We start from the raw sequence: 22,826 nt of genomic DNA, 5'->3' as shown, positions 1-22,826 counted from the left end.
AACATGAAAACCAGTTTCCTCTCCCGGCTTTTGACGCTTGTCGTGACGGCGCTGTGCGCTGGTCCGGCAGCCTTTGCCGCCCAGACCCAGATCGCCCAGGTGCCGCTGCTCAACATCAGCGGCACGGGCACCGTCAAGCCGAACCTGATGCTGTTGTTCGATAATTCCGGCTCGATGGAGCAGACCTACACGCCGGACTACGTCAACGACAACCTGTGCCGCACGCGCAGCCGCCTGTCCGAAGGCGCCACGTCCTGCAACGTGGGGCATCCGCCGTTCATGAGCCCCGATTTCAACAAGCAGTATTACAACCCGCAGATCCGCTACCAGCCGCCGGTCAAGGCGGACGGCACATACTATGCGGAGCAGACGGCGGCAGCCACCGCCAACTGGACGTCGGTGGCCAGCGACGGCTTCGGCAAGCAGAACACCAACCTGTACGGCAGCGGCGATACCTCCATCGACCTCACCACGGGCTTCCCCGACCTGCGCTGGTGCGATCCGAACAACACGGGCGACTGCCGCGTCAACAGCGCTACCTACACTTATCCGGACAGCCGCTACACCAGGGCCGAGGCGATCAATACGGCGCCGTATTACTACACGATCGGCGTGGCGGAATACTGCACGGATGCGGCGATGAAGACCTGCGTTTCCACCAACCCGGGCGCCGCCGCGCCCAGCGGCTATCCGGTCGCGGCATTGGTGCGCTGGTGCGATACGCGCAACCTGGTCAACTGCCAGGCCAAGCGGGTCGGCAGCTTCCTGTATCCGCGCTATTCGCAGGCGCTGGGCACGACCGTCGTGCATGGCCTGGTCACGATCGGTTCCAGTTTCGCCAGCACACCGCTGGCGATCCGTTCGGTGGCCGTGCAGGATCCGGCCGGCGCCGTGATGATCACCCACGGCGCCGTGTCGGCACCGAACGGCACCAATACGGCGCTCAAGCAGCAGACCCTCGCCAGCGCGCTGGCGTCGTCCATCATGTCCCATCCCGGCACGGGCGCGACCTACCTGGCGTGCGTGCGTAATCCCATCGGCGTGGCCAACGTGCCGGCATGTTCGGTCTTCGGCCTCGCGCTCGCCAGCGACAGCGTGGTGGCCGTCATCCCGGCCACCTGCACGGGCGGCAAGGCCGTCGCCAGCTGTCAGCCGTTCTACAACGATGCCTATGCCGGCTGGGGCATCGCCGTGGACGCAAGCACCGCCCGCATCAATTACCCGACGGCGCTGCTGCGCATCGCGGGCACCACGCAGAACAACCGCCAGGCCGTGCTTGCCAGCCTTGCGCTGGGCGGCAGCACGCTGTTCACCAATCTCGCCATCGGCAACGGCAACGGCAACACGTCCGCGCAGACGGCCGCCAACGCCATCATCGCCCGCATCGGCACGGGCGGCACGGTGCGCGCCTACGCCGGCGGCAGCAACGTGACGCGCACGTGCACGGCCGCGGCAACGGCAGGCACCGTCTGCATCGTCGATACGGCAGCTGTCCAGACCGTCAAGGCGCTTGCCGTCGGTAACCTGAGCAACCGCGGCTCGATGAGCATGACGCCGTCGGACAGCGTGCCCGACGAGGACACCATCCCGACGGCCACGCAGGCCATCTCCGCCGGCGGCACGGGCCCCAGCACGTTCAGCCGCGTCGACATCGCCAGCGGCCGGACCTATCCGAAAGCCATCGGCCGCACCGATTGCGCCGGCAGCGCGTGCACCTACGCGGAGGAAATGACCAACTTCGCCAACTGGTATTCGTACTACAAGACGCGGCTGCAGATGATGAAGACGTCCGTCGGCATCGCCTTCACGCGCCTGAACGGCAGTTACCGCGTGGGCTATGTGCGGCTGTCGTCGGCCGGCGCCGGCACGGCGGTCGAACTGAAGCCAGCCGATTTCACGGGCACGGCGCGCAGCACGTGGTATGCCACGCTGTACAACACCACGACCTCCGGCGCCACGCCGATCCGCACGGCGATGGACAACGTGGGGCGCATGTACGCCAACCTGGCGCCCTACAACTACGCCGACGGCCAGCAGGTGGTGCAGTACCCGTGCCAGCAGAACTTCCTGATCCTGACCACGGACGGCTACTGGAACGGCAACTCGACCGACAACGTGACGAACAACGACAACCGCGAAAGCGTGGCGCGCTTCTGCCTGAAGAAGGATGCCTGCGTCGATGCGCGACCGCAGTCGCTGCCGTCGATTGCCGACGTGGCGCTGCACTGGTACAACGGCGGTTCCAGCACGGGTACCGTGTCGCTGCGGCCCGACCTGGAACCCAACATGCTCAAGCCCGGCCTGGTGCCGGCTGCCGCCGGCGAGAACACGCACCTGCACATGACGACGTACACGCTGGGGCTGGGCGTGGATGGGGTGATGAACTACGAGCCGAAATACGACAGTGCCCCGGCCGTCAACGGCGACTTCTTCAACCTGAAGAACGGCGTCATGAGCGGCTGCCCGTGGAACGGCGGCGGCCCGTACGTCTGGCCGGATCCGCAGACGGGCAGCACGCTCTCCACCGTGCAGGAGCGGGTGGACGACCTGTGGCACGCGGCCATTGCCGGCCATGGCAAGTACTTCAGCGCCAGCCAGCCGAAGGATGTCGTGGCGGGCCTGCAGGAGGCGCTCGACAAGATGCAGATCAGCGTGGGCGCCGCGGCGGCGGCGGCAACCTCGACCCCGAACATTTCGCTGGAAGACAACGACATCTTCTCGTCCACGTTCACCACCGTGAAGTGGTTCGGCGTGCTGGCCAAGCGCAATGTGGACACGGGCACGGGCATTGTCGACACGGTGCCCGTGTGGACTTCCGCCACGGCGATGGGCCCGCAGGTGGCCACGACCGGCACGGCCGGCGCCACGACGGACGGGCGCGCCATCTGGATGCGCGACGGGACGACGACGGACCTGAAGCCGTTCTACTTTGCCGGCATGAGTGCAACGGAGAAGGGCTGGTTCGCCAACAAGTGCGCGCTGCTGACGCAGTGTACGCTGCTCGATGCGTCCAACCGGGCGCTGGTCAACGGCGGCACGGAACTGGTCAACTGGCTGCGCGGGCAGCAGCAGCATGCGGATGACGTGGTGTTCCGCGCCTACAGCAGCAGCCGCGAAGCCGATCCGAGTGCAAGCGTCACGGTACCTGTCGTGCTGGGCGATATCGCTTCGTCGAAGCCGGCCTACATGCGCGATCCGCGCAAGGGTTATACGCTGGCCGGCTACGAGGCGTTCAAGGGCGCGTACGCGGGGAGGGCGCCAGCCGTCTTCGTCGCCGCCAACGACGGCATGCTGCATGCCTTCGATGCGGCGGACGGCGCCGGCGGCGGCAGGGAACTGTGGGCCTATGTGCCGCGCATCACGATGCCGAAGCTGGCGGCGCTGGCGTCCACCACCTACGGCAGCAACCACCAGTACACGACGGACGGTTCGCCGGAACTGGCGGACGTGCAGATCAACGGCCAATGGCGCACCATCCTGGTCGCGGGCCTGAACGGCGGCGGGCGCGGCTACTATGCGCTCGATGTGACGGACGCGGGGCCGGCCTGGCTTGACGCGAATGGTGTCAGCCATGGCGGGCAGAAACCGAAGCTGCTGTGGGAGCTGTGCGCCGATGCGGCCCTGTGCCCGCAAAGCCGCCTTGACGCGAACAATATCGGCCTGACGTTCGGCGCGCCGCAGTTCGGCATGCACGGCGGGCGCTGGGTAGTGTATCTCACGTCCGGCTACAACAACGTGCCCGGCAGCGACAACGTGGCGACCGGCGACGGCCTCGGTTACCTGTTCATCGTGGATGCCGCGACGGGCGAAGTCGTCAACCGCGTCGGCACGGGCATCGGCAGCACGGATACGCCATCGGGCCTGGCCCGGATCACGGCCATCACGAACGACCCGGCGGCCGATCCGGTGACGACGTTCGTCTACGGCGGCGACAACCAGGGCAACCTGTTCCGCTTCGACCTGACGGCCGGCGCCTCCGTCAAACGCATCGGCATTGCCGCCAATGACGGCGTGCGCCAGCCCATCACGGCGCGGCCCGACGTGACCCTGTGCGCCGTCACGAGAACGGCAACGGACGGCACCGGCACGCAGGAAGCGCGGCGCGTCGTGCTGTTCGGGACGGGCCGGCTGCTGGATCTGCCCGACATCGCCAGCACGGACGTGCAAAGCCTGTACGTGCTGCGCGACGACGGCGCCGTCGATCTGGACCTGCGCGGCGCGGCGATGGTGCGGCAGACGCTGTCGCAGCGCGTCTCAACGGAAGGCACGGGCGACGATGCCGTCACGACCATCGACGAGATCGAGCTGGCCGGCGGCAACGTGGACCTGAGCCGCAGCAGCGGCTGGTACTTCGACTGGAAGCTCAACGCGGGCGAACGCATGAACCTGGACCCGAAGATCGTCAGCGGCGTGGGCAACGTCGTGACGAACGTGCCCACGTCGGAATCGTCGTGCTCCGTGGGCGGCACGTCGAATTTCTATGCGGTCGACGTCTGCCGCGGCACGGGCGTCAACGGCACGATCGTCGGCAGCATGCTGTCGAATACGTCGGCGGCGGTGGGTTTCATCATCGTGCGCCTGCCGAAGGGCGACCTGAAGCTGATCACGACAACGGCAAAGGGCGAAACGCTGACGCGGCCGTTGCAGGAGCTGGACACCGTGGGGGCGCACCGGGCCGGTTGGCGCCGGGTCAAGGGCGATTGATTTTCCGGCAATTATTTCGTTCGTCCGTGGCAGTGACCCAGTGGCCGCCGTCCCATGCGCCTGCAAACCCGTGGAACGGCTGAGCGGGGCGGCGGGCACCGAATTCCGCCCGGCACGGGGCAAAAAACGGTAAAATCTCCGGTTTTCCCGTGAGCCGTTTGTGGCCGCCACCATGTCCGAAGAAATCGAAGTCACCAGCCAAGAACACCAGGAAGCTGCCGCCGGCAGCGCCAAGGCACCCGCGCTGATCGCGCGCGAAGTGCAGCGCCGCCGCACGTTCGGCATCATCTCCCACCCCGATGCCGGTAAAACCACGCTGACGGAAAAGCTGCTGCTGTTCTCGGGTGCGATCCAGATGGCCGGAACCGTCAAGGCCAGGAAGAGCGCCCGCCACGCCACGTCCGACTGGATGGAGATCGAAAAGCAGCGCGGCATTTCCGTCGCCTCGTCGGTCATGCAGTTCGACTTCCGCGACCACATCATCAACCTGCTCGACACCCCCGGCCACCAGGACTTTTCGGAAGACACCTATCGCGTGCTGACGGCCGTCGACTCGGCGTTGATGGTGATCGACGCGGCCAAGGGTGTCGAGGCGCAGACGATCAAGCTGCTGGACGTCTGCCGCATGCGCAACACGCCCATCGTCACGTTCATGAACAAGATGGACCGCGAGACGCGCGACCCGCTGGAGCTGCTCGACGAGCTGGAATCGGTGCTGAAGATCCAGTGCGCGCCCGTCACGTGGCCGATCGGCATGGGCAAGAATTTCCGCGGCGTGTACCACCTGCTGCGCGACGAGGTGCTGCTGTTCCGCGCCGGCGTCGAAAGCGCCAACCAGTCGTTCGAAGTCATCAAGGGCATCGACAACCCGCGCCTGCAGGAGATGTTCCCGCTGGAGATGGACCAGCTGAGGATGGAGGTGGAACTGGTAAACGGCGCCTCGCATCCGTTCGACCTGGACGAGTTTTTGGCCGGTATCCAGACGCCCGTGTTCTTCGGCTCCGCCATCAACAACTTCGGCGTGCGCGAGATCCTGTCGGCGCTGGTCGACTGGGCGCCGCCGCCGCGCGAGCGCGACGCCACGGTGCGCTCCGTCGAGCCGACCGAGCAGCCGTTCTCCGGCTTCGTCTTCAAGATCCAGGCGAACATGGACCCGGCGCACCGCGACCGCATCGCATTCCTGCGCGTGTGCTCCGGGCGTTTCGAGCGCGGCATGAAGGTCAAGCACCTGCGCCTGGGCCGCGAAGTAAAAGTGTCGTCCGTCGTGACGTTCATGGCATCGTCGCGCGAACAGGTGGAAGAGGCATACGCGGGCGACATCATCGGCCTGCCGAACCACGGCAACATGCAGATCGGCGACAGCTTCTCGGAAGGCGAGATGCTGCAGTTCACCGGCATCCCGTACTTCGCGCCGGACTTCTTCCGCTCCGTGCGCATCCGCAATCCGCTCAAGATCAAGCAGTTGCACAAGGGCCTGCAGCAGCTGGGCGAAGAGGGCGCCGTGCAGGTCTTCAAGCCCGTGCAGGGCGGCGAACTGGTACTGGGCGCCGTCGGCGTGCTGCAGTTCGAAGTCGTTGCCAGCCGCCTGATGAACGAATACGGCGTCGACGCCGTGTTCGAAGGCACCAGCATCAGCAGCGCGCGCTGGGTGTCGTCGGAAGATAAAAAAGCCCTGGCGGACTTTGAAAACTCGCTGGGCCACAACGTGGCCTACGATGCCGCCGGCAATATGGCGTATCTGGCCACGTCGGGCGTCAACCTGCGCCTGACGCAGGAGCGCTGGCCGCAGCTGACGTTCCACGCCACGCGCGAGCACGCGACGAAGCTGTCGTAATCAGACGCGAACGGGCACTTTTCAGCGACGCTGGGAAGCGCCCGTCTCCAGCGCTCCGATCAGCCTGACGGCTAATGCCACACCGTTCTCCTTGCGCATCGCAGCGCCAACCGCCGTAGCCTTGACCGCCATCTCCGGCGTCGCCAGTGCCTGCGCGATCCGATCCGCCAACATCCGAGCGGTCACGCTGCGCCGTTTTAGCACCTTCCCTGCAATCCCGAGCCGCCGCAATTCCGACGCCCAGTGTTCCTGCTCGTTCAGATGGGCGATCACGATGGACGGCTTGCCGGCCAAGGTGGCCGACTGCGTGGTGCCGGCGCCGCCGTGGTGCACGATCGCGGCGCAGCGGGGGAAGATCAGGTGGTGCGGTGCCGCCGTTACGAACAACGTATTCTCGTCCGACGCAAAGCCGCAGGCCTGCGCGGACGGGCTCTGTACGATGGCGCGGCAGCCCGCCAGCCGCGCCGCCGCCGTGAACAGCGTCAGCGTTTCCTTCTCGGCCGCCAGGTCCTCCGGCATCCAGCTGCCCAGGGTCATGTAGACAGGCGGCGCGCCGGCCGCCAGGAACTCGTCCAGCGCTGGCGGGACGGTGCCTTCCACCTCCACGTTCGGCATGTCGAGGAAGCCGCAGACGTGCACGGAGGCGGGCCAGTCCGGCCGGCGCTCGCAGATCGCCGGGCTGACGCCGACCAGTGCCAGTGGCGTGGCCAGCCAGACGTCATCCAGCAGATCGCGCGCCGGCGGCATGCCCAGCTGGCGTCGCAGCCGGTTGGGATAGTGCAGCAGGACGCGGTTCAGCATTACGCGCGTCAGCCACCACAGCAGGCGGTTGCCTGTGCGACCGAGCTTCGCCAGCGGATGGGCATGTTCGGTGGGGAGGCTGACATGCGAGAGGAACACGCTGACGTACGGCTTGCCCGCATGCTCCGCCGCCACCTGCAGCGGGTGCAGGATATGGTGGCCGATCAGCAGGTCGCTTTCCTCGCACAGCCGGCGCGACGCGGCAAACATTTCGTCCTCGACGGGCGCGAACATCAGCCGCATCAGCGCACCCACCTGGCGCATCGGATCCTTGATCGCGTAGATCGTGCGCAGGATCTTCGCCGCCTCGTCGGCGGGGATGATCGGCTCACCCACCGCCACGACCTTCACGCCGCGCGCTGCACCCACTTGCGCATAAGCGTCCATGTCGATGGTGGTGATGACGAGCGTGACGTCGTGGCCGGCGGCCTGCAAGCCCTCGGCCAGCGCCAGGAACGGCCGGACGTCGCCGTGGCTGCCCCATGTCTGCATGCCTATCTTCATATGTTCCTGCCGGGATTGTTGTGACGCCATTATCGCCGGGTTGAGCGGATATTGCAGAAGCAAATTGACAAGCTGTCGTGGCGCGTATACTGTATTACGCAATTAATACAGTATACGTAAATCCATACGTGCAGTCGCCATGACCAACCACACAGCCGCCATGTTCTCCATCGTGCCCGGTTCCACGGAACCGATCTATCGCCAGTTGATCGAACAGGTGCGGCGCATGGTCGCGGCGGGCGTGCTGGCGCCGGGGGACACGTTGCCGTCCGTGCGAGAAGTGGCGCAGACGCTTGCCGTCAACCCGATGACCGTCTCCAAGGCCTACAACATGCTGGAAACCGAAGGGGTACTGGCGCGCCAGCGCGGTCTCGGCATGCAGGTGGCGGCGCGTCGCGGCGGCGCCAGCCGCGGTGAGCGGGAAAAACTGCTGCGGCCCACGCTGGCAAGGGCCGCGGTCGAGGCGCGCCAGCTGGAGCTGGACGACGAGGAAATCCTGAAACTGTTCAAACTTGTTCTGAAAGAGACGCGATGACTACAGTGGTGCTACAGGCCGAGGGCCTGCAAAAATCGTTTGGCCGGCAGCCGGTGCTGCGGGGCCTGGACTGGCAACTGCGCCAAGGGCAGGTGGTCGGGCTGCTGGGACGTAACGGTGCCGGCAAGTCGACGCTGCTGGAGTGCCTGCTGGGGCTGCGCGAGACGGACGGCGGCAGCGCCACGCTGTTCGGCGAGCCGGTAACGGCGCTATCCGAGGATGCGCGGGCGCGCATCGGCTATGTGCCGCAGAAGGCCGAGCTGTTCGAATGGCTGACGCCCGTGCAGATGCTGGACTACTTCCGCGCGCTGTACCCGCGCTGGAACGACGCCCTCGTGCATGGCCTGCTGACGCGCTGGGGTTTCCAAGGCGAGGCGAGGATCAAGCCGATCGGCCGGCTGTCCGGTGGCGAAAGGCAGCGCCTGTCGATCATTCGCGCGCTGGCGCACGAGCCGGAGCTGCTGGTGCTGGACGAGCCGGTAGCAAGCCTCGATCCCGTCGGACGGCGCGACTTCCTGCGTGAACTGATCGGCACCGTGATCGAGCACGATACGACCGTCGTGTTCTCCACGCATATCCTGTCGGACCTGGAACGGGTCGCGCTGGATGTCGCCTTCCTGCACGATGGCCGTATCGGCCTGCAGGCTGGCCTGGACGAGCTGCTGGAAAGCGCGCGCCGCGTGACCGGTACGGCAGCCGCCGTCGACGCATTGCGCCTGCAGGGCGAGATCCGCCGTGAGCACCATGCGGATGGCACGGTCAGCGTGCTGGCACGGGTGTCGGACGGAGAAGCGGCGGCGCTCGACGCGGCACCGGCATTGCGCGCCGATGCCCTGAGCCTGGAAGACTTGTTTGTCGAGGTGACGAAATGAGCGGGCCCTGGGGGCCATCCTGCGCCAGCCCGTGCTGGCGTGGCGGCTGCAGGGCACGTGGGGTACGTGGGCGCTGCTGGCGGGCGCCGTGCTGAGTTTTTGCGGCTTCGGCATCGGCATGCGCGACTGGCGCGCGGGCGTTGTCGCCGCAGGCGTGTTCCTGGGTACGCTGGTTATCGCATGGTGGCTGCAGCTGCTGAACAGCGCCTTACGCCAGAACGAGCCGGCGCTTGCTTGCCTGGTGCCGCACCAGCGCCGCCGCATCGTTACAGTGGTGGGGCTGGCGTGGCTGGGGGGCAGCCTGGCGATCGGGATCGTTTTCGGCATTGGCCTGAACCACATCGGCTACGCGTGGCTGGCCGCCGCCGCCACGATGATGTATATGGCGGTACTGCAGCGCCTGCCGATACTCACGCTGGCGCCGTTGGCGATCCTCGTCGCAACCAGATTCGTTCCATTGCCATCGGTGTGGAGCTTTTTCACCGAGTGGGGCGAGACCGGGATCAGCTCTGTTGGCCTGCTCATGCTGCTGATGCTGGCCCCGCCGCTGGCACGGCTGCTGTTTCCCCGCGGTGGCGACGGCCATATGGCGTGGCACCGCCAGTTCGTCGACCGCGTGAAAGCGGCCAGGGAGGGACTGGGCTTGCCTGGCCAGGAGCTGACCTTGTGGCGTTCCTCATCGTGGACGGATCGGCTGTACTTCGCCGATCTGCGCCGCCTGAGCGAACGCACTGCGCTCGCGCCGCGGCGCAACGGTCGGGCCGACCCGCTGCTGATGGCGTTGGGCGGCTCGGTCCACCCGGGCGCAAGCTTGTTGGGTATCGCCGCCATCACCGTACTCGCCTTCGCGACAGGCGGCAATCTGCTTGACTACATGGGCCGGCAGGGCTCGGTTGTGCAATTGTGCCTGCTGATGCTGGTCCTTCCACTGGCCGCACATGTGTATGCGGTGACGACGGCGGTGCAGCGTTTTCGTGCCGAACAGGCGCTGTTGCGCTTGTGCCCCGCGGCACCCGCGACCGCCGACTTCAATCGCCAGTTCGGCAGCGCGTTGCTGCGGCGCTTTGCCGTCCTGTGGCTGGCCTCGACCGCGGCTGCGGTGCTGGTGGCCGCCATCATGATTCCTGGCGTGCAGGCGCAAGCTTCCGTCGGCGTGACGGCGGCACTGGCACTCCTGCTGGCGGCGTTCGTCGTGCGCGACTTCGCGTCGATCCGTCGGCTGCCGAACGTCACAAGCGTTGCGGCGATCGTCGCCGTCATCGTCCTGACAGTAGTGCTGAGTGGCGGCATGACACTGTGGCGCACGCACGTGCCCTGGCTGCCGATCGGCTGCCTGGCGCTGGCTGCCATTGGTCTCATCTACTACCGCTGGCGCCGCATGCAATCGCTGCCGGTCGCCTTCCCGGCCGGGCGCCTCGCCACCGACTGAGTACTACGCCGGCGGCTATTTTGCTGGAGACGCGAGCGGCTGGCCCTTCTCGACGATGTACACGCCGACCAGCCGCGCCGGCTCGGTACCGGGATTGCGGGCGGCGTGCACGACGCCGGCCGGAATGACGAACGCCTCGCCGGCCTTCATCCGCCGCGGCGGCTGGCCGTCGATCAGCAGCTCGCCTTCGCCACCGAGAAAATAGCTGATCTCGTCGCCAGGATGCGTATGACGCCCGGCCAGCGCGCCCGGCGCAATCTCCACCTGCGCCACGACGGCCTCGCGACCGGGCACGGAGACGTCACCGCGCGTGATGATCGTGCGTTTGATGGGACTCTCGGCCTGCGCACTTGCGCTGCCGCAGACGAACAGGAAAACGGCCGCGAGGGCCAAGGACGGCTGTCTCATCTTCTTCTCCCATGGTGACGTTCTGTCACCATGGTACCCCGTATTACGCGGCGTTCAGGGCTTGCGCAGCAGGGCGTCGAGAAAACTGCCGATCCACGCCACCAGCAGCACCACCGCGGCGATATTGCCGCCGGGGCCCGTATTGGTGGCTTCGATCTGTTGGGTGATCAGTTGCGGGTCGAGGGGGAGGGTGCCAGCCGTGATCTGGTCGGCGATCTGGCTGGCGACCGTGAAGGCCGTCGAGAGCAGGTATAGCAGGGCGAGCAGGGCGGCGATAATGAACATGAATGCCCGGGCTGGGCGTTTTAGAACGATCAGTTGGCCAAGGCCAGGCAAAAACAGTGCCGAAATCAGGGCTGCTTTGGTAGTCGTTTTCATAGGGGTAGCAAGCGATTGCGGGCCTTATCTTACCCGTTTGGAGCGGTTCTCGGAACTTTGAATTTCATCGCTAAAATGTCGTGCGGACAGTGCGGATCTGCGAGGGCCCGCGGCTAGACGAATGTGAGCATCCCCCCGATCTGCCGAATTCGTCGAAGGCCAACATGTTTGACCTTCGTCGGCCTGTGCACACCTCGGGCGTCAGGCTATCACACGTCCGCTCGCGATGACCCGCGCTAGCTAATGCACCATTGATAGCCCTGCGGGCGGGCCTGCGCCCGAGGGAGCAGGCCCGCGCCCACAGGCGGCGCAACGAACAAGTTGTTCGGAGTTCCCTGCGGACGTACAGGCAGTGGTAGCTGGGCAAAGCTCCGTGGGAAATGGCCCCGACTACCGTGTACTTCGCAAGCCCCGTGCCGCTAGGTGTGGTGTTTCAATAGGTTGTTGTGGTTCATTCGGATTGGATTTGAGAAACTGGAAATCGCCAAACCCCCAGTTCTCAAGGAAACCAACCGAATGAACATTCATTAGAATGCCCGATTGACCTTCATCCGTCGAGTCGAAATGGTCGAAGACGTAATCAAAAGCCGCCTTCCTGCCCATCAAGTCGCCCAGCTGCATGGCGTGAGTGCGCCGACAGTGCGTAAGTGGGTTAGCCGCTTTTTAGCAGAAGGTAAGCCTGGCTTAGCCGATCGGTCATCGCGCCCGGACGTGAGCCCTCGGGCCATCAGTCCCCAGAAGGCGTTGACGATCGTCGAACTACGCAAGAAGCGGATGACGCAGGCGCGTATCGCCGAGTATTTGTCGCTCTCGAAGGCCACGGTGAGTCGTGTACTAACTCGTGCAGGTGTGGCGCGCCCGTCCGATCTCGAACCAACAGAGCCGGTAAAACGCTACGAACACGAGCGGCCAGGCGACATGATCCATATCGACACGAAGAAACTTGGCCGTATCGAGAAGACCGGGCACCGCGCTACGGGCAACCGCCGTGATCGCAGTCGTGGTGCAGGATGGGAGGTATTGTTTGTGGCAGTGGACGATCACACACGGATTGCCTATACCGAACTGCATCCGACGAATCACAAGAAAGTGCGTGCCGCTTTTTGAAAAACGCGCATGCGTATTATTGCTCACTGGGCGCCGCACCTCAGCGGCTGCTGACCGACAACGGCTCGGCTTTTCGCGCGAAGAGCTTTAATCAGGTATGCACAAGCCTGGAAATCAGGCAGCGCTTTACTCGACCCTATCGGCCCCAGACCAATGGGAAGGCTGAGCGCTTCATCCAGTCAGCGCTACGCGAGTGGGCATACGGTTTCGTCTACAAGGACTCCAAAGAACGCGCAGACATGCTGCGCGATTGGATCCATCACTACAACTGGCACCGCCCACACCAAGGGATCGGCGGCGAGGCGCCAATGTCCAGGCTCTCAACTAAACGAAAGAACCTCTTGCAACTGCACAGCTAGGCCACGTTGAAAGGTACCTCAACGCTTGATCCGATAGCAATCACAGTCGCCGGGTTAGTCCGGTGGCGGTTGGTTAGTTATCTCTGGTGCTCCCGCAACAGAGGCGGCTTCCTCTGGAGTGATGACGTATGGTTCATTAGATACGTCAACAGTGTCGACGCTGCGCGGGACTGTTCCCATGGGGGTGCCGATTCTGAAATTTATCATTTATTCTAACCCTCTTTATTAGGCAATCAGTACGTCGCATCGACATCGACGAAGTTCAACAGAGCGACCGTGTTAACCAAGTGGGGAACATCCAGCCGAACTCGCGGAATCCTCTTCACGTCGGTGGCGGTTCGTTCTTAATCTCAGGCGATCCAGCCACAGCTGAGACCTCTTCTGAAGTAAGTTCGCGCGTGTTTCTGGGGGGTGAAGCAGCAGCGTTTTTGGATAAACTATATATGTGCCGTAGTAACATAGCGGCACGGCCTGACTTTTTGGTGGACTTAATCATAGATTCTCGTTCGGTTATTGCGTATGGAATAAGTAAGATAGACTAGATCGTTCACTTCGATCTAAAAAAGTAGGCCATATGTAGAGAATCCGCGTGCCGCTGTGGTGACGGTTTCAACGATATTGGATATCTACGACGAAGATAACAAAGTGGCGTTATTGCTTGAGAGTGGGCGCTCAGTTTTCGCGCGTTGTTGCACAGATCAAGGCGGCCAAGACCGACCTTATTGGTCCCATTTTGCTGGTCAGATTGCGATGGTTACATGGCTGATGAGCTTCTTGATGCTAAGCTATTATGCTAGGCAGTGTGGAGGCGCTCCAGCTCGTCCAATCTCATTCATTGAGGCTGTGGATCGTTCGCAATCTCAGGCCCGCCAGCCACAGCTAACACTTCTCTCGAAGTCAGGTCGCGCGCAGCTTTGGACGCTGGTAACGCTACGACCTTCTCGACTCTATTATAGGGGGGCACTCGGAATTTCGCAATTTCTGAACTGATTCGTAGAGTCTGTAGTATAAGGTTTGGGATATTCATCTGTTTATGAAGGTTGCTATTTTTCGCGTTTACTCGGAATGTGGGATGACTAACTGGGCGGCTTAAGTCGGATCAGGTTGAGGATCATTCGTAACCTCCGGACCACCAGTTACAGTGACTAACTCCTCATGTGATAGTGTACGAGGGATGTTGGTGCCCCATTCCTGGTGCGAGTTTATCGCTCGTGCCGAGCCATTTGATGGGTAATCAGGCTTCGTGGTCTTTTTCATTTGAGCTCTCTAACAGTGGCGGCACTGCCGCATGAGGTCGTTTTTTCGCGTCACAGAAAAGTGGAGCGAGTACGGTTAAGCGGTCACGCAACAGCTAGTGTTGCTCACGAGGCTAGTCTGGCTCGGGCTCGTTCTGGACCTCTGGCGCGCCTACGACAGCTGAGGTCTCATAGCGCCGCAGTGGGCGAGGTGAGTCTGATTCTTGTGGTGGAGGAATCGATGAGAATGGCGGAGTCTCGAAGAAGGCTTTTAATATTTTCAGCATTTAGGACCCTTATGTCAAAAATTTTTGAGAGGTAGCAATCACTGTTTGGGTTTTGTATTGCATCTTCAATGCACTGGATCCCAAGGTTCGGCAGGCATTGTTTACTTTACGGCTATGCAGAGTGGTAAGCAGTTCAGCTCGTCCAATCTCATTCACTGGGGCTTTGTATCGTTCGCAATCTCAGCTGCACCCGCCAAAGCTAAGAGCTCCCCTAGAATCAGTGCACGCGCGCCTTGGACTTTTGATGACGATACAGAGCTATCGGCCGGCTCGATTGGTGATACCTCCTGCTGAGTTGGTCCGTTGATCATTTTGAGGATTCCATGTCTTCGAATTATAGGTAGCTTTAACCTCTGATAATGCTCTGATCTCGAGAGTAGCTGATGTCCAGTGGCTTTGCACTCCGGTTGGGTACTAATCATAATTTTATCAATAGTGCACAGGTCATCATGCCATCCTAGGTTAAGCACGTTCCGTTAGCGACCGTATTACCGTTTTTGTTACTCTAGTTTGGTTGCGGTTCGTTTGACAGCTCCGGGGCGCCGGCGACCGTCGATGCTTCAGTCATCGAGAGGAGCCTAAGCCTATGATTGTAAGCGGTGAGCTGTTTTTGGAATGAAAATAGTGTGCGTAAGAGGTGGTGAAGACGCATGCAAATAGACATATTCATATGATGAACAAACGGATTGAGTGTCAGTCGTAGTGCGTTACGCGGAAAGACTTTGTAAGGTCTTTTCATAACTGCAAACGCGCTGGCTGGACGGAAGTCCGCGGCTTACGTTGGATTTACAGACGGATCGTTTTTTACCTCTGGTGCCCCCGCCACTCGTATCAGCTCATCGTTGCCGATAACTCTGGATGCAGCGGAACCGCTGTCAAGCGTGTAAGGTTTGTAAATTTTTACAATCCAGCCCATGATTTTTTCTGTGATGTTCATTTTTAATGTAGGTTTCGAGAACCTGCTATGTCGGTTACGGATGACTCTGGAAAATCGCATCATCAGTGCACTGAGTCCCGGAGCTCGTCAGCATCGATTGCTTGCGACTAGCGTGCTGAAAACTGCGGAGATTCCGCCGTCGGTGCTTCGTTTACAGAATACAGCCTGCCTTTCCGCATTGCAAGTACCCTGTCGGCCATCGCGATAGTTTCCGGGCGATGCGCTGCGATAATCCTCGTCAATCCCATTCGTTTGATTGCTGCATTGACCGTTTGCTCGTTGCCGACGTCCAGTTCGCTGGTCGCCTCGTCCAGCACTAAAATGAGGGGACGACGGTACAGCGCGCGGGCAAGTAGAATCCGCTGCCTCTGACCACCGCTGATGCCGATACCGCTGTCGCCCGTCAGCGTGTTGTACCCCATGGGCATTGCGTCGATTTCGGTATCGATCGCTGCCATCCGGGCAGATTCGCGAATCCGGTCCCAATCCGGCGAAGGATCGAAGAAACAGATATTCTCCGCTATAGATCCCGAGAACATCCGGTCTTCCTGCATCACGGTGCCGATGATGCTGCGATATGCCGTTAGTCCGACGCGGTGCAAGGGCTTATTGTCGATACGGATTTCACCATCGTGCGGCGAGAGCAGGCCCAGGATGACTTTTAGCAGGCTTGTTTTGCCACTGCCCGACACCCCTGTGATGGCAACGCATTCGCCAGGCTCGATCACCAGATTGATGTCCTCGAATACGCAGGGTTCCGTTGGCGAGTAGCGGTAGCTTGCGCCGCGCACCTCGATTCGTGGCGGCGCGGTTGGCCTTACCGTCTCGTCCCGCTCATGCGGCCCTTCGGCTTCCGGTCTGCAGAGCACGATGTCGGCAATGCGTTCGCCGTGCAGGTGCAACATTTTGAACTCGACGTATTTGTCGATCACGCCGGCGAGTCGTTTCGAGAACTGTTCTTTGTATGCCAGGAAGGCGAACAACATGCCGACGGTAAACTGGCCGTCCAGCACTGCAAATGCCGCAAGCCAAATAACGATGATGCGCTCGATACCGAACAGCACCGTTTGCGCTGTCTCATAGCTGATATTGATATGTTGGATACGCAGGTCCGCGTTGAACTGGTCTGCCAGGATGTGCAGCCAGCCGGCGCGACGTTGCTCGCCCTTGCCAAACAATCTGACACTCTGGATGCCACTCGCAGTTTCATAAAAATGCGTCGCCTGTTTTGCTGCGTGGACGATTTGCTCTGCTGTCGCAGCCCGCAGGCGGTGGAATAAGGCCCATCGCATCAAAGCATATAAGATGACCGCCCCCATTGCGACGGCGAACAGGCTTGGGCTGTACAGCAGCATCATGACGGCAGTTCCGATCACCATGATGCCGTCGACGACCACCTGCACAAAGCCGCCCGTCAGCGTTTTTTGAACCAGAGTGACCGCGCTGAAGCTCGACATGATATTGCCGATGTGACGCTTTTCAAAATAGTCGAGTGGGAGCTTCACCAGGTGGCCAAATACATTGCCCAGCCACTGAAAATTCAGTCGTGTGCTTAACGACGTCAGCAGTAGAGCGCGCACGGCCCCGATGGCACCTTGAATCAGAATGAGCAAACCGAATCCCAAGGCCAGGGTGTTGAGCAAGTCCCGGTCGGCGGATAGCACCGCATGGTCAACAACCCACTGCAGGAAAAAGGGAAGCGATATGGCAACCAGTTCTAATGCACATGCCAGTGCGAGCACTTGTCCCAAACCCTGCGTCAGGCCGGTTACGTTGCCCATCAAGCCGCGCAAGGTAAAGCGGCGCCCCTGAACCGTAGGTTCGAAATCGGTGGCGGGAGTCAGCTCAAGAGCGACGCCCGTAAAATATTTGCCGAACTCCGCCATCGAGAACGCGCGCACGCCCAGCGCGGGATCGTGGATGACGACACCCCGTCGCGTAACTTTGGTCAGCACCACGAAATGGTCCATGTTCCAGTGCAGGATGCATGGCAGGCGCAACTGTGGCAAGTGGACGGGTTCGAGGCGCAGCGGCCGCGATTCGAGCTTCAACGCGCCGGCAATGCGGATGAGGCTTTCAAGCGTCGCGCCCTTGCGAGAGATCGAAAAGCGCAGCCGCAGCGATGCCAGGTCGGTGCGGTAGCCGTGGTAATGCGCAACCATCGCAAGGCTGCACAGTCCGCATTCTGTCGCCTCGGTTTGCATGAAGACGGGTACTCTGCGGCCGAGGCCAAATGATTCCATCTGTACGTTCTCTTGCAGGTTTATTTTGCTAATGCGGGCAGCGAACCGAATGCCCAGGCCGCAAGGGTACGATGTTCCATGATCAGCGAGGCCGACAGCTGCATGCCCGGCTTGATCGGAAGCTCGCCCGACGAGGTCGCGACGGACTGTCGTTCCAACCGCACCCGCATCAGATACACGGGTTCCGACTTGTTGGATATGGCCTGTGCCTCACCCCCTAACCCGCGCAGCTCGCTAGTAAGTACCGCGGCCAACGCCACTTCCCGAACTACGCCCTTGAACTGGCCGAACTTTTGATAGGGGAAAGCGTCGTAGCGCAACAGCACGTCGGTCCCTGGGCGGACAAAGCCGGCCGCGCGAGTTGGGACATACAGCTCCGCTTCCAACACACTGCCCTCGGGATGATGTTCGACAAGAACTGGCCCGCTACAACCGGCTGACCAGTTCGCGCGACAAGCCCGGCGACACGGCCGGACTGCAGGGCGCGGACGATAACCTCTCGCCTCGCTTCGCCTTCGGAGGCTTGCTGCTCCTTTCCGAGGATGTCGCGCTTCAACTGCGAAGTCTCGCGTTCGGCCTGCAGGGGCAATTCTTCACTGCGGACACGGGCGGTCGACAGGTCGCGCAACAGCGCAAGACGCTGTGCCTCCAGGGAGGCTAGGCGACTCTGCTGTTCGAGCAGATCAGCGGCGCGCAGTGCAGCGGTGTTACGAGAGATCGAGCCTTCTTTTGCCAAATCCGTCATGCGCTCGGATAGGTCACGCAGCAGTTGTACTTTCTGCCGCTGTGCCGCCAGTTCGGCATCAAGGTGCTCGAGGCTCGCATGCAAGCTCTTGATCTGTTCTTTGGACTCGCGCAGTTGCGCCCCAGCTTGTCGTTCGTGTCGTGAAAGTTCGTCTTGCAGGCGGCCGATCTGGCGGTGCACTGAGTCGTTGATTGTTGCTTGTGTCTGCCCTTGCGCTGTCGTGCGCTCGCTGGATATGACGTAGAGTGCATCGCCTTCGCGTACTGTCTGGCCTTCGCGGACGAGAACTCCCGACAGGGAACCTGCCTTCGGCGCGGTGATGCTTAGCAGGCTCTTGTCGGGTATTACGATGCCGCTAACGGATTCCTTGCGTGTAAATCCGAAAAGGCATGCGAAAGAGGCACTAACGACTATTATCGTTGCCAGGAAAAGTACCAATGCCGTATTGGACCAGTGATGCACGAGCACGATCGGGCCATGGAAACGGACATATTTGTTATCGACTGCCTGTTGGCGAAACAAAGACTGCAAAGGGCGCTTTCCGGAAAAGGGCGATGCACGCGGGTGAAACTTCAAATATGTGCTTCGTAGTTCGATAGCGTGTTGCTGCGATGCATGGCGGTAGGCGACTCGTAGACTAACTTTTCCATGCGAGTGCGTGACGGGCTATATGCATTGCCGCTACGCGTACTGTCGCCACCGCTTTCGTATGGCGATCCCTATGCAAATTTTATCGGCTCTGGGTTATTAGGTTCTTCCGGGTCTACCGACAAACACAAATCAGTTGCGCCATCGACATAAGTTGAGCGTTCAAAGGTTGGTTCTGGATCGTTGCGAATTTCTGGGTCGACTGCAAAGGTAACACCGACATTATCGATGAAGTGCAGCGTAATGTTCAGCGTTTCTGAAGTGGTGTTAGCATCACTGAAGGTCGCGATCCTACCACTTCGCCCAATAGAGGGTGCGCTGAGCTGCGAATTGTCCGGCAAGATCGTCACAGTATCGATTTTGACGCCTGCCGGGGTCGGAGCAACGAGCTGATAATTGATTACGGTGTCCGGTAAAACAACCCGCACAACATCCGGCATGAATGTGGTCTTATATCGTAACTCCCCGATTGAGGGTCTGGTTCTGGGATGGCTGTAACAAAGATGTTGATGAACTGCGTGGGGGTGATGGGATAGTTCTTGGACATAGCATACCTTTCGTTAATGGTGAAGCGACATGTACTTCTCGTAGCGGGTTTCGCGATAGTTCATTCTTTTCAGGTGTTCAACATCCAATGTCACCTCTGACAGATTATCTGAGCAGGCGAATGTTCTAACGTACACTGACAGGACAAAGAGATCAGAAATCTTGTTCCGGACAGGAAGGAGAAGTCCCTTCGCATCAGCGCACTTGCTCAAAGTTTCAGAATAATTTCCCTCAAGGCGGCTGATCTCCGCATCCAATATCCGAGCTTGGGCAAGTTTGGATAGTATTCGAAGATCATTTTTCACCTTCGTTTGCGTTCCAGAAACGGCCTGTGCCGCTGCTTCTAATTGGGTTCTCGCTGCTGCAATGTCCCGCCTCTCAAAATAATACTCTGCCATGGCATAATGTGTGCTGACCATAAGTTTTATTAGCGTCAGATTCGATGGTTCAGCAGCCTTCAGTTCAGCGATCCGAGTAAGTAGTGATCGCCAATTTAATATTGTCAAAGAGCCGTCAGATTGTGGGTGGCTTTGTAGCTTGCTGTAAAGGAGTACTGTTAGGTTTTTTTTCCACGTCACGTTTGTTGGGTCACTCCTAACGAGCGCTTCCCACAACTGTGTACTTTCACTGAAAAGGGCCTGACTTGCCGTGTCGTATCCTAACGCTTGTTCGATGTCTGCCCGGTTCGACAGCGAAGATGCTAAACGTGATCGCCAATCTGAGTTGTTCGGGTTTCTATCCAACAGTTTACGTAGCAGGGTGTACTCTTGTATGTACAACAGACGAGCTTCTTCTAAGGTACCCAGCGCCGCACTAGCCTTCGCTTGCCAAGATAGACTGTTCGATAAATCGATATTGAGCGTTTCGCTATCAGGTTGCTGTAAAAGAAGTTTTTTCTTTATCTCAATAGCCCTAGAGAAAGCCAAAGTTGCTGCAGAAAAGTTTGCGATCCGCATTGCCACCGTGCCCTGATTATTGAGCGCGTAGGAAAGCTCTAGCTGTGCATCGGGGTCCTGAGGCGCTAACTGCACAACTCTCTCTGCGACAGTGAGATATCGGCGCATATGAGAGGTTGCCTCCGCCCAATCTGATCTGTCCATACTAATTTTGCCTTGCCAAAAGGCGTTTTCTCCTATTGCCTTCAGTAAGCTTCGGTCGTTCGGAGTTGCCACTAATAGCGTTTCAAAAATCTCTTTCGCTTCCAGAAGCGCTTTTTTTGCACTGTCAGGTTTGCTTCGAGAAATACTGAGTTCCCCAATTAACTGTAGCGTTCTCGCCTTGTGTTCCAATCGACCGCGATTTTCTAAATGCGCTTCAGATTGCGTTAGATATCCCAGCGCCTTGGCACTGACGTCATCCAGCAAATCCAACCGCCCCAACGGCCGCAGCTTATCGACAAAATCCCCCAACATAAAACTCATCAACCCCTCGGCATCCGCCCGCCGCTGCTCCGCTTCCTTCTGCGCCGAGCGCGCCGTAAAGCCCAGCACTCCGGCCAGCACGGCCAGCAGCGCAATCACGGACATCACGCCGATGCGGATACGTGAACCCAGCTTCGCCCGCCGCAGCGAGGCGCCAACGTAATCCTTCTCCTGCTGCGACAGCGCCAGGTCGGCAATCTCCAGCAGCCCGCGCGCCTGGTTGGTTTGCATCCCCGCCGGCAGCAGCAGGTCGCGCGGGCGGCCGGCGGCGGCCCAGCGTTCGGCCTGCGCGGCGACGCGTGTGCGGATCTGCAGCGACTGGCGATGGCGTTCGACCCACTCGACGACGCGCGGCCAGCGCCGCAGCAGGGCTTCGTGGGCGACGCCGAAGGTCGGCACTTCCCCCGTCAGCTCGCTGACGAACAGGCGGGCTTCGACCAATGCGCGTACCAGCTCACGTTGCGCTTCGTGCGTCAGCGCGGACCATGCGGGACGGCGTGCCGTGACGGCGTTCTGTTCTTCGCCGATATTCACCAGCAGCGACAGCACATGGGGCAGGGCGGCCTGCTGCGCCGCCGGCAAGGCGGCGACGATCTGTTCGGCGCGCACGCCCAGCGCGCCTTCGATGCCGCCCAGCTTTCGGAAGACGTCGAAGCGCAAAGTGCCGTCGTCGCTCCGCTGGCGATACAGTTCGTCGAGGCAGTACTGCAGCAGCGGCAGCGCGTCCGGGCTGGCGCGGGCGGCGTCGCACAGCACGTCGTCCAGGCTGGCGCCCGTGGCGGCGTCGTGCTCGAAGGTCAGTTGCGCGGCGCGCGCGGGCTGGCGCACCATCTGCGCGATGTCGGCGCCATCGGGCGGTTCGATGTCGAAGTGACCCCCGCGGCTTTTCAGTGCCATCAGCTCCGGCAGCGCGATCAGCGCGGGATAAAAATCGTTGCGGCAGGCGAGGATGACGAGGGTGCCGGCGCGGGCCAGGATTTGCAGCAGGCCCACGAAGCGGGCGCGGTCCGCGTCCGTCGTTGCCGGTGCGCGGAAGATCGCTTCCAGCCGGTCGACAAAGATCGCGATGCGGATTGACGCGCCGGTGCCAAGGGTCGCGGCGACCGCGTCCGGCTCGTCCCGCAGGCGCCGGCCCAGCGCGTCGGCGCTGCTGCCTTCGAACAGCCGGTGCTCATCGCATTCGGCATCCACCAGCACGGCGGCCAGTGCGCCAAACAGGTCGCTGCCCGCCAGGTCGGCGCAGTCCATATGCAGCACACAGGACGGGGCGACCGGATCGGAGACCAGCGACGGCAGCAGGCCGGCCCGCACCAGCGACGTCTTGCCCGAGCCGGAAGGCCCCAGCACAAGCGCCATCGGGCAGCCGTCCGCGACCTGTCGGAGCACCGTTTCGCGCAGCCGGTGGGTCGCCTGCACGCGGCCAAAGAAGATCGCCGCGTGACTTTCCTGGAACGCTTCCAGCCCGCGGAACGGCGAGCCGCCTTGCCACTGGCCGGCCCCGTCATCGAGCTCGACGACCGCGGCGATGGCGCGGTAGCCGCGCTTGCGCACCGTCTCGATATAGCGCGGTGCGGTGCTGGAATCGCCCAGCGCACGGCGCAATTGGGCGATGGCCTTGTGGACGGGATTGTCGCCCAGCTCCGCCGTGCCCCAGCAGGTCTGCAGCAGTTCCTCGGCCGGAATCACGGCGCCCGGATGACGGCACAGGTAGCGCAGCACGTCCATTGCGCGCGGTTCCAGCGTGGCGCTGGCGTCGCCGTGGCTGAGCGAATTGCCGCCCACGTCCACCTGCCAGTCGCCGAAGCGGAATCCGCGCCCATCCATCGTGCCCAT

The 22,826-nt window shown here is 61.4% G+C and carries 14 protein-coding genes and 1 pseudogene; 6 read left to right on the top strand and 9 right to left on the bottom strand.

All coding sequences use genetic code 11. The features are described from left to right. The first annotated feature begins 3 nt into the window (after window positions 1-3). Complete coding sequence (locus tag E1742_RS05080; RefSeq protein ID WP_134383849.1) at window positions 4-4,704, top strand: pilus assembly protein; 4,701 nt, start codon at window positions 4-6, stop codon at window positions 4,702-4,704. Window positions 4,705-4,876: 172 nt separating this feature from the next. Then, window positions 4,877-6,538, top strand: a complete 1,662-nt coding sequence (locus E1742_RS05075) for a peptide chain release factor 3 (protein ID WP_134383848.1) — start codon at window positions 4,877-4,879, stop codon at window positions 6,536-6,538. Window positions 6,539-6,559: 21 nt separating this feature from the next. Here E1742_RS05075 and E1742_RS05070 read toward each other — a convergent pair whose 3' ends face one another. After that, entirely contained in the window at window positions 6,560-7,843 is a 1,284-nt protein-coding gene (locus E1742_RS05070) for a glycosyltransferase (RefSeq protein WP_134383847.1), read from the bottom strand. A gap of 139 nt (window positions 7,844-7,982) precedes the next feature. On the opposite strand from E1742_RS05070, the gene E1742_RS05065 reads away from it, so the two are divergent. Genes E1742_RS05065 through E1742_RS05055 form a run of 3 tightly spaced genes read left to right on the top strand, consistent with a single transcriptional unit; the run spans window position 7,983 to window position 10,679 of the window. Then, complete coding sequence (locus E1742_RS05065; RefSeq protein ID WP_134383846.1) at window positions 7,983-8,378, top strand: GntR family transcriptional regulator; 396 nt, start codon at window positions 7,983-7,985, stop codon at window positions 8,376-8,378. Further along, on the top strand, window positions 8,375-9,250 hold the full coding sequence (locus tag E1742_RS05060; protein WP_134383845.1) for an ABC transporter ATP-binding protein: 876 nt from the start codon (window positions 8,375-8,377) through the stop codon (window positions 9,248-9,250). Before E1742_RS05065 ends, E1742_RS05060 begins: the two co-directional genes overlap by 4 nt. 31 nt (window positions 9,251-9,281) lie before the next feature. Beyond that, window positions 9,282-10,679, top strand: a complete 1,398-nt coding sequence (locus tag E1742_RS05055) for a hypothetical protein (RefSeq protein ID WP_134383844.1) — start codon at window positions 9,282-9,284, stop codon at window positions 10,677-10,679. A 15-nt stretch (window positions 10,680-10,694) separates the two neighbouring features. Here E1742_RS05055 and E1742_RS05050 read toward each other — a convergent pair whose 3' ends face one another. Beyond that, entirely contained in the window at window positions 10,695-11,087 is a 393-nt protein-coding gene (locus tag E1742_RS05050; RefSeq protein WP_134383843.1) for a cupin domain-containing protein, read from the bottom strand. A 54-nt stretch (window positions 11,088-11,141) separates the two neighbouring features. Beyond that, complete coding sequence (locus E1742_RS05045) at window positions 11,142-11,465, bottom strand: hypothetical protein (RefSeq protein WP_134383842.1); 324 nt, start codon at window positions 11,463-11,465, stop codon at window positions 11,142-11,144. Between the two features lie 564 nt (window positions 11,466-12,029). On the opposite strand from E1742_RS05045, the pseudogene E1742_RS05040 reads away from it, so the two are divergent. Further along, window positions 12,030-12,931: pseudogene (locus tag E1742_RS05040) on the top strand (IS481 family transposase). Between the two features lie 2,297 nt (window positions 12,932-15,228). Here E1742_RS05040 and E1742_RS26105 read toward each other — a convergent pair. The 6 genes from E1742_RS26105 to E1742_RS05015 all read right to left on the bottom strand — a co-directional run bounded on the left by E1742_RS26105 (window position 15,229) and on the right by E1742_RS05015 (window position 22,826). Next, a complete protein-coding gene (locus E1742_RS26105; protein WP_166793428.1) occupies window positions 15,229-15,390 on the bottom strand; it encodes a hypothetical protein in 162 nt (53 codons plus the stop codon). 107 nt (window positions 15,391-15,497) lie between these two features. Further along, the gene (locus tag E1742_RS05035) at window positions 15,498-17,633 is read right to left on the bottom strand and encodes a peptidase domain-containing ABC transporter (protein WP_134383841.1); all 2,136 of its coding nucleotides are present in this window, start codon (window positions 17,631-17,633) and stop codon (window positions 15,498-15,500) included. 20 nt (window positions 17,634-17,653) lie between these two features. Then, window positions 17,654-17,959: a secretion protein HlyD gene (locus tag E1742_RS26100; protein WP_166793427.1), complete on the bottom strand. Its 306-nt coding sequence runs from the start codon at window positions 17,957-17,959 to the stop codon at window positions 17,654-17,656. Continuing rightward, the gene (locus tag E1742_RS05025; RefSeq protein ID WP_166793426.1) at window positions 17,902-18,909 is read right to left on the bottom strand and encodes an HlyD family secretion protein; all 1,008 of its coding nucleotides are present in this window, start codon (window positions 18,907-18,909) and stop codon (window positions 17,902-17,904) included. Before E1742_RS05025 ends, E1742_RS26100 begins: the two co-directional genes overlap by 58 nt. A 188-nt stretch (window positions 18,910-19,097) precedes the next feature. Next, complete coding sequence (locus E1742_RS05020; protein ID WP_134383838.1) at window positions 19,098-19,466, bottom strand: hypothetical protein; 369 nt, start codon at window positions 19,464-19,466, stop codon at window positions 19,098-19,100. A 120-nt stretch (window positions 19,467-19,586) separates the two neighbouring features. Next, window positions 19,587-22,826 (bottom strand): nSTAND1 domain-containing NTPase, encoded by a 3,240-nt coding sequence (locus E1742_RS05015; protein ID WP_134383837.1) that lies wholly within the window; start codon window positions 22,824-22,826, stop codon window positions 19,587-19,589.

The sequence above is a fragment of the Pseudoduganella plicata genome (assembly GCF_004421005.1).
Taxonomy (GTDB): domain Bacteria; phylum Pseudomonadota; class Gammaproteobacteria; order Burkholderiales; family Burkholderiaceae_D; genus Rugamonas; species Rugamonas plicata.
Note: the sequence above shows the minus strand (reverse complement) of the source record. Positions and strands in the feature narration are given on the sequence as shown.

What these genes read in the sequence shown, in the direction of transcription:
- E1742_RS05080 (WP_134383849.1), top strand. Translation starts at nt 4, where the DNA reads ATGAAAACCAGTTTCCTCTCCCGGCTTTTGACGCTTGTCGTGACGGCG.
- E1742_RS05070 (WP_134383847.1), bottom strand. Translation starts at nt 7,843, where the DNA reads ATGAAGATAGGCATGCAGACATGGGGCAGCCACGGCGACGTCCGGCCG.
- E1742_RS05075 (WP_134383848.1), top strand. Translation starts at nt 4,877, where the DNA reads ATGTCCGAAGAAATCGAAGTCACCAGCCAAGAACACCAGGAAGCTGCC.
- E1742_RS05050 (WP_134383843.1), bottom strand. Translation starts at nt 11,087, where the DNA reads ATGAGACAGCCGTCCTTGGCCCTCGCGGCCGTTTTCCTGTTCGTCTGC.
- E1742_RS05020 (WP_134383838.1), bottom strand. Translation starts at nt 19,466, where the DNA reads ATGCCGGATGTTGTGCGGGTTGTTTTACCGGACACCGTAATCAATTAT.
- E1742_RS05060 (WP_134383845.1), top strand. Translation starts at nt 8,375, where the DNA reads ATGACTACAGTGGTGCTACAGGCCGAGGGCCTGCAAAAATCGTTTGGC.
- E1742_RS05015 (WP_134383837.1), bottom strand. Translation starts at nt 22,826, where the DNA reads ATGGGCACGATGGATGGGCGCGGATTCCGCTTCGGCGACTGGCAGGTG.
- E1742_RS05035 (WP_134383841.1), bottom strand. Translation starts at nt 17,633, where the DNA reads ATGGAATCATTTGGCCTCGGCCGCAGAGTACCCGTCTTCATGCAAACC.
- E1742_RS26105 (WP_166793428.1), bottom strand. Translation starts at nt 15,390, where the DNA reads ATGAACATCACAGAAAAAATCATGGGCTGGATTGTAAAAATTTACAAA.
- E1742_RS05065 (WP_134383846.1), top strand. Translation starts at nt 7,983, where the DNA reads ATGACCAACCACACAGCCGCCATGTTCTCCATCGTGCCCGGTTCCACG.
- E1742_RS05045 (WP_134383842.1), bottom strand. Translation starts at nt 11,465, where the DNA reads ATGAAAACGACTACCAAAGCAGCCCTGATTTCGGCACTGTTTTTGCCT.